6 protein-coding genes are annotated in these 7414 nt (G+C 37.7%); 3 read left to right on the top strand and 3 right to left on the bottom strand.

Annotation, left to right across the window (positions count from 1 at the left end; genetic code table 11):
* Positions 1 to 426 precede the first annotated feature (426 nt).
* The 3 genes from GHI93_RS09885 to GHI93_RS09875 all read left to right on the top strand — a co-directional run bounded on the left by GHI93_RS09885 (position 427) and on the right by GHI93_RS09875 (position 3396).
* Positions 427 to 837, top strand: coding sequence for a DUF1761 family protein (locus GHI93_RS09885; protein ID WP_153496894.1), 411 nt, complete (start codon positions 427 to 429; stop codon positions 835 to 837).
* A 493-nt stretch (positions 838 to 1330) separates the two neighbouring features.
* Positions 1331 to 2782, top strand: coding sequence for a glutamate--tRNA ligase (gene gltX / locus GHI93_RS09880; RefSeq protein ID WP_153496893.1), 1452 nt, complete (start codon positions 1331 to 1333; stop codon positions 2780 to 2782).
* Positions 2783 to 2898: 116 nt separating this feature from the next.
* Entirely contained in the window at positions 2899 to 3396 is a 498-nt protein-coding gene (locus GHI93_RS09875) for an ECF transporter S component (protein WP_153496892.1), read from the top strand.
* A 10-nt stretch (positions 3397 to 3406) separates the two neighbouring features.
* Here GHI93_RS09875 and GHI93_RS09870 read toward each other — a convergent pair whose 3' ends face one another.
* The 3 genes from GHI93_RS09870 to GHI93_RS09860 form a co-directional block, all read right to left on the bottom strand.
* Entirely contained in the window at positions 3407 to 4246 is an 840-nt protein-coding gene (locus GHI93_RS09870; RefSeq protein ID WP_153496891.1) for an amino acid ABC transporter substrate-binding protein, read from the bottom strand.
* A gap of 150 nt (positions 4247 to 4396) precedes the next feature.
* Complete coding sequence (locus tag GHI93_RS09865) at positions 4397 to 5107, bottom strand: gamma-glutamyl-gamma-aminobutyrate hydrolase family protein (protein ID WP_153496890.1); 711 nt, start codon at positions 5105 to 5107, stop codon at positions 4397 to 4399.
* Position 5108: 1 nt separating this feature from the next.
* Complete coding sequence (locus GHI93_RS09860; RefSeq protein ID WP_153496889.1) at positions 5109 to 7406, bottom strand: Xaa-Pro dipeptidyl-peptidase; 2298 nt, start codon at positions 7404 to 7406, stop codon at positions 5109 to 5111.
* Between the last annotated feature and the right edge of the window lie 8 nt (positions 7407 to 7414).

Raw genomic sequence — 7414 nt, 5'->3', positions numbered from 1 at the left:
TGATGGGAACACCACAAGATGGCGTTATCAGTTCTCCAAGTTCTCAAATAGTTATCGCATTGCAAGAAAAAATTAATTCAGGTCAAGTCTGGATTTAAAAAAATAGCGCTCCGAAAGGGGCGTTTTTTTGTTTGTGCCAAATAATGTGCCAAAAAAATTTAAACATAATTTTTTCTAAAACATAGATAGTACAAAAATAAGCGTTTTTGTTAAAAAAATAACGTTTATTTCATATATTTCAATGCTTTTTAGCCCTTGGGACTATATCATGATCTGTAAACGTGCGCTTTTATCAAGCGTACTTTTATTTTTTGCTCAAAAATAATAAAAAAATTAAAAAAATATTGGTAAAACATTTGATTTTGCCATTTAATTTTAATAAAATGAAGATAAGGAATCAAATAAAATAGAAAAGAGGTAGTAAAAATGGATTTTAACTGGCCAGCAGTACTTGTAGGGATGCTTGTGTTTAGCTTCGCTGGTGTCATTTTGTATGCCCCTATCCATGCGTGGGGGAGAAAATGGAATCAATGGTCTGGTTTTTCAAGGCGAGCGAATCTTGTGATTCTCTTTATTGGTGGGCTTTTTGCTGGGTTTCTCTTGTCCACTGCAATGACACACATCATTCATACCACTGTCGCACAGATGGATTGGTCTTGGATGTTTGCTTCGATATTTCTCTCATTTTTACTTTGGTTAGGGATTTACGGGACGTCGATTTTAGTGATGGGATTGCACCATAAACATCATCCAAAAGTCATGTTTCTGCACTTAACGAATGGTTTGATTGCCATGTTAATGGTGGGGATTACGATTGGATTATTTCCGATGTTGTGATGGATTTTGATGAGAGAGATCAAAAAATGAAAAAATGTGAGTGTAATACTGACATTTTTTTCTTTTCTCTTTTATATTCGTTTTATTTTTGAATTTGTAACAAAAAAGCATTGAGAAGCATTTGATTTTTTGCAAAAACCGTGAGATGGCGATCAAATTTTTTGGGAAGACGTGTGAAATGAAGGGCTGGATTGGAAAGAGAGTGAATGACACACTCAGGTAAGATTGTCGCTCGCGTTTTAGTGAGTAAGCTAATGGCGGATGCTGAAAATTCAATACTGATAATTTTTTGTCAGTACTGATAAAAAATTTTTTTGAAAGCATCAGCTCATGTGAGTCCGAAAATGAGTCCGATTTTATCAAAAAATAAATCATAAAATGCCAAGTCATGAAAATTGTGGTAAAATAGTAGTGATTGTTAAATGCAATGGATTCGCATTTAATAGGCGAGAGATACTCGCTTATGGATAAGTAAAACATAGGAGACGATTGAATGTCAGATAAAATTCGCGTGCGTTATGCACCATCACCAACAGGACTTTTGCATATTGGAAATGCTCGTACAGCTCTTTTTAATTATCTTTTTGCCCGTCACTACAATGGAACATTTGTGATTCGGATTGAAGATACAGACCGTGAACGTCATGTTGAAGATGGCGAGCGCTCACAACTTGAAAACTTGCGTTGGTTAGGGATGGATTGGGATGAAAGTCCTGAAACACATGAAAATTACCGCCAATCAGAGCGTTTACCCTTGTATCAAAAATACATCGATCAATTATTGGCTGAAAAAAAGGCTTATTATTCTTATAAAACACCAGAAGAACTTGAAGCGGACCATGTCAAACAAGAAGCAGCAGGGATTGCACCACATTATATCAATGAATATCAGGGCATGACTGAAAGTGAAATTGAAGCTTACGTCAATGCGCGTAAAGCTGCTGGTATTACTCCTGTCGTACGGATAAAAGTTTCTGAGACTTCGACATATTCGTGGCAAGACATTGTTAAGGGTGAAATTTCATTTGAGGGATCGAAAATTGGTGGAGATTATGTCATTCAAAAACGTGACGGCTATCCGACATACAATTTTGCTGTTGTGGTTGATGATCACGACATGCAGATTTCACACGTGATTCGTGGAGATGATCATATCGCAAATACACCAAAACAATTGGTGGTTTACGAAGCACTGGGTTGGAAAGCACCTCAATTTGGGCACATGACATTGATCATTAATTCACAAACAGGAAAAAAATTATCTAAGCGAGATACAAATACACTTCAATTCATTGAAGATTACCGTAAAAAAGGTTACCTCCCAGAAGCTGTCTTCAATTTTATCGCCTTTTTGGGATGGAACCCTGGTGGGAATGAAGAAATTTTCTCACGTGAGGAATTGATTCAATTGTTTGATGAAAATCGCTTATCCAAAGCTCCAGCCGCATTTGATCAAAAGAAAATGGACTGGATGGATAATGAATACATCAAACACAGTAGTCTGGATAAGATTGTCGAAATGTCAACGCCGTTCCTAAAAGCAGCAGGACGTCTTGATGCGCGTGCAACAAAATTTGTAGAAATGTATCAACCACAAATGAAATCTGCAGAATCAATTGTAGAATTGACAGATTTATATTTCAACGAAGTCCCTGAGTGGGATGCGGCTGAGCGCGAGATGATGAGCCTAGAATCTTCTCCTGTTGTTGTTGCGGCATTCAAATCAAAACTTGAAGCGCTGGATGTGGCAGATTTCACAGCAGAAAACATCTTCCCTTTATTTAAAGCCACTCAAAAAGAAACAGGAATCAAAGGAAAAAACTTGTGGATGCCGATTCGTATTGCCTCAACAGGATCAATGCACGGCCCAGAGCTGCACAATGCGATGGCCTTACTTGGAAAAACAAAAGTCCTCGCACACATGAGCGCAGCACTTGAAAAATAAGCTCAAAAAAATTTCTGTCAGTACTGACAGAAATTTTTTGAACTGAAAAGAAGGCTAAAAAATCATAGTTGAGCTAAAAAACAGGATTTTTCAGCTTTTTTTGATATGATAAAATGATGAGAAATAAATTAGTTTATCGTATTGCTTTGATTGCAATTTTATCTGCATTAAGCTGTGTTTTGCGATTTTCGCTTGTCGAATTTCCAAATGTTAAACCAATCACAGCATTATTTTTAGCATTAGCTTTATGGCTTGGCTTTTGGGACAGCCTTGCAATAATGACAATCACAATGATTGTTACGGGATTGATTCTTGGATTTTCGCCTATCATACTGGGACAGATTTTCGGATATGCTGTGATTATTATTATTTTTAAAAGTATTTCAAAATTTAATCAAAATATCATTTTTCTCTCAGTGATTGCTGGAGGGATGGCATTCATCTTCGGAGCTTTAATCAGTGCTGTTTCTGGACTTCTTTATGGTTTTGGAAGTGGTGGGTATCTTGCCTATTGGATAGCAGGATTGCCTTTTGATGCGGCACACGCATTCTCAACCTTGATTTTTTATCCAATCATTGTCATGATTTTAAAAAGAATAAGACCCCGTCATTGACGGGGTTTTATCATTTAAATTGATCTGCTTCTGGGATGTGACTATCGTGGAAATATTTTTCTGATAGTTTCTTTAGTGTCCCGTTTTCGTACAATTTTTTAAGCGCTGCATTCAAATCTTTTTGAAGTTTTGTTTGACTGTTGTCAAGCACAAAATAATCATAAGTCTTAAAAGTAGGCTGTTGATTCAAGTCTGTCGGAATGCTGTCAACCACACCTGTGATGGCGTGCTGTTTTACAAGATTTTCAGCCGCAGCTTTTGAGGCAAACAAGAAATCAATCTGTCCACTAGAAACACCGGCTAAACGGTCAGCTAAAGGACGTTGGCTGTATTTAACAGTGATTTTTTTATCAGGATGCTTTGTATTCCAAAGCTCAAACATATCACCATAATTCGTTCCCGCCGGGATTTCTGTGGTTTTTCCAGCTAATTGTGAAATCTTAGTAATATTTTCTTTGGAAGAGGAGAAAATCGCATCAATCCCTTGGCGAACAGGAGAACTAAAGAGATATTTTTCTTCACGTGCTTTTGTTTTTCCGAAATTATTTGCCGCAATTTGTGCACGTCCACCATCTAAAGCGGATAAAATCGCACTATCATCATAAACTTTAAAGTTAAATTTATAATTTTTCATTTCTTTATCCGCAGCATTTAAAAGATCATACTCAAAACCAGTCATTTTTCCATCTTGACTATACTCATAAGGAACAGATGCTCCAGAAGTTGCTACTGTGACTGTCGTCACTTTGTTTTGATTTGTACTTGAACTTTTTTGAGTGCCACATGCTGCAAGAAGTGTGATTGAAGCAATGCCAAGGCTTGCTAAAGTAAGCAATTTAATTTTTTTCATCGTATTTTCCTCTTCATCCTAGTTTAACAAAATAAAGCCAGAGCACAAACGGATTGAACCAGTGAAAAATGTGCTCAATGATATAAGCATAATATTAACACAAACTAAAATAAACCGTCATATGATTTTCTTATGACGGTTTATCATTTTTCATAAGGTTCCTTCAGCAAATTTCTCAAAAATCTGTTGATCAAACGCAATTTTGTGCCAGGTACACTCCGGGTGCCACTGGACAGCAAGAATGTGCTTTTCTTTGTTCTCAATTGCTTCAATAAATCCATCACTGCCATGAGCAATCGCTGTTAAATTTTGCCCCAAAACTTTGATGACTTGATGATGAAAAGAATTGACAAGGTATTTTTCAGGGAGAAAATCTAAACTACTGCCTTTTTTAACTGTGATGTGATGCGTTGGGATATCTTGTGGTGTTGGGCTTTGCCGATGTTTAATTTGACTTGTCGTTTGACTTAAATCTTGATAAAGACTTCCTCCAAAATAAACATTTAAAAGCTGTAACCCTCGACATACTCCCAAAATTGGTTTATTTGATTCTAATGCGGCTTTGATTGCTGCTAATTCAAACGCATCTCGAGTGGGGTCTGTTGTTTCAAGCTTGCAATCAGGTTCTTCGCCATAAAGATATGGGCTTACATCTGCACCACCTGTCAGGACAATTTTATCAACGAGTGCTAAATAATTTTTGGCGTTCTCAGGATCATCAACGGGTAGAATAACCACGGTATGTCCTAATTTTTGGAAAACGTCAATGAAAGATTGGCGCGTATAACTGACTTTATTCCACCAAAAAGGAGAACGTTCGACGATGTTGTAAGGTGTTCCTAAAATTCCGATGACTGCCATATTAGTGCTCCTTTGTTTCTTCTGGGAAAATAATCTTAGACTGGGATAGATCAATCGCATAAGTAAGCATACGATTATCGCGGATGGTATGCTCAAAATCAGTACTGTAAAGGAGAAGGCGCATGTGATCCCCTTTTTCTAATTTGTAAATGGTAGGTTGCAGGGTAAAACGCACTGTAAACCATTCGTTTTCAGGGATTTCTGAAATTGTTGTGAGCGAATCTCTATTTTGAAGATTTAAGAATCCTTTTGTCATGACTTGATACGGGCTATCCACCAAGGGCAATTCTTGAAGGTGTTCAAGTTCAAAATTTCGTCCACGGTCAATCGCTTTTGCCTCTAAAACCTGAGTTGTGTCTCTTAACCGTTTTTTCTCACCAAAATCTAATAATTGAGCAGACAAAAGTCCTTTGGAATCTTTTATTTTCAATCGAATCTCAAGCGTAATTGGTCCATTAATGAACAGCTCACGATTGAGTTCTAAATCAATCACTGCAGTGTGTGCATTTCCTTCAAATAAGTCCTTTTTGAAAAGATGAAAATCTTTACTGTATTTCTCAAATGTAGGTTCATCGTAGTGGTTTTCAAATTGTGTTATGGAAACAGCAGTTTTTGCAAGAGGAAGCGAAAACTGATCCTTGGCTCCCCATTGTTGAAGTCCAATAAAGGATTGGTATTTTGAATTTTCTTGTAAAATGACAGGAGGAAGTTGTAAATTCAGACGTTTTTCGAGTAGTTTTGAAGAAAAATAAGTATTAATTACTTCAGTGAAATCAAGAGATTGCCAGTTGTGATTGTAGATGTGAGAACCGCGATGGAGAAAGAGATGCTTCGGATGATTTTCAGCAATAGCGTTAAAGAAGCGATAGGCTTGCTCTGGCGTGACATTCCAATCTTGCAGGCCGTGATCAATCAGAATATCAGCTTTGATGCGTCGGGTATTTAAGAGGTAATTTCGATCATTCCAAAATTGATTATAATCTCCAGATTCACGATCGAGTGCCTGCGTCATTTCATCAAGTCGTAATTGATAATGTGCATTATTTTTGAGAAAATCAGCGCCGTCCAAATTTTTTGAGTAAGTGAGCGCTGCTAGGACATCTAAATCTTCCCCTGGAAATCCTCCGGGAGAACGGACCAAGCCATTTTCACGATAATAATTGTACCAAGAAGAAATCCCCGCTTCTGCAAGAATGACTTCAAGTCCATCAACGCCTGTTGTTGCAGCTGCGTAAGCCATTGTTCCAAGATAAGATTTTCCTGTCATGGCCACTTTACCATTGGCCCAAGTGGCAACAATTTCATGAGTTTTCTTTGGTGTCGTAAAAGCACGTGTGCGCCCATTAAGCCAGTCAATAACAGCAACCATTGAATAAACTTGCTGAGCATCTCCTGACGTTTGAAAGCCATCAGAACCTCGTGTTCCAACACCTGCAACGTAAATGGATGCAAAACCACGGGCAAGAAAGTAATCGTTGAGTGAATAGGTCCATCCATGTGTAAAGGTTGTTGTGGCGGTATCAACGACAGGATGCTCTGGCTCTGGATAAGTCATCGGTTTAAAGTCGTGCGTTTCAACCGTAATGTGATGGGGATTTTTGTGCATTAAATCCCCCTTCATTTCGTGCAGTTTTTTATCGTTGGCTTTATCGTTTGTGCCGAGATGATAAGGGCTTGCGGTCATAATTGTTGGAATTTGTCCCTTAAATTGGGGGCGAATGATTTGAATTTTGATGAGGTCATTTTTGCCACGCTGATAAGTATCTGTTGGACTTTCTACCCAAACAACTTCACGCTTAAGTTGTGTCGTATCGAAGGTTGCAAGAGACTTATCATTGAAAAAGTGGTACTGATTATCAACAAGGAGCAGTCCTTCAGAAACCCAATGCTCGACTAAGGTCATTCCGTTTTTTCGACGCGTCAAAAGAAGAAGATAAAGCGCACAAATCAGATTTTCACTGTTCATCTCACCTGAAAAAGAAGGCAGATGGATGGCTGTGGCAAAAGCACTTGCTTTATTAATTTCAAACTCAAAATTTGGAATGAAATCAAGGAGTTGTAGAGCAATCGTCCAATAAATTTCCCAATCAAAAGAAGAATTAGAGTGATCCAAGAAGGTTAAAAGGTCCTCTGTGGGTGTGGCTTGGATGGTAGTCAGATCAATCGGGGATTGGATGAGGAAGTCTCGTAATATTTTCTTTTCATCCCAAAAAACAGACCATTTAAAACCAAGATGGTCAAGCTCAGCTAATTTTTCGTCAAATGTTTTTTCTACAATTGAAAAATGATTGAATTTCATCAAAATGC

It is taken from the genome of Lactococcus hircilactis, from assembly GCF_009601015.1.
In the GTDB taxonomy this organism is placed as follows: Bacteria; Bacillota; Bacilli; order Lactobacillales; family Streptococcaceae; genus Lactococcus; species Lactococcus hircilactis.
Note: the sequence above shows the minus strand (reverse complement) of the source record. Positions and strands in the feature narration are given on the sequence as shown.

Bases quoted from the DNA above. Each gene is read 5' to 3' on its own strand.
- GHI93_RS09875 (WP_153496892.1), top strand. From the start codon at position 2,899: ATGAGAAATAAATTAGTTTATCGTATTGCTTTGATTGCAATTTTATCT.
- GHI93_RS09860 (WP_153496889.1), bottom strand. From the start codon at position 7,406: ATGAAATTCAATCATTTTTCAATTGTAGAAAAAACATTTGACGAAAAA.
- GHI93_RS09870 (WP_153496891.1), bottom strand. From the start codon at position 4,246: ATGAAAAAAATTAAATTGCTTACTTTAGCAAGCCTTGGCATTGCTTCA.
- GHI93_RS09865 (WP_153496890.1), bottom strand. From the start codon at position 5,107: ATGGCAGTCATCGGAATTTTAGGAACACCTTACAACATCGTCGAACGT.
- GHI93_RS09885 (WP_153496894.1), top strand. From the start codon at position 427: ATGGATTTTAACTGGCCAGCAGTACTTGTAGGGATGCTTGTGTTTAGC.
- gltX (WP_153496893.1), top strand. From the start codon at position 1,331: ATGTCAGATAAAATTCGCGTGCGTTATGCACCATCACCAACAGGACTT.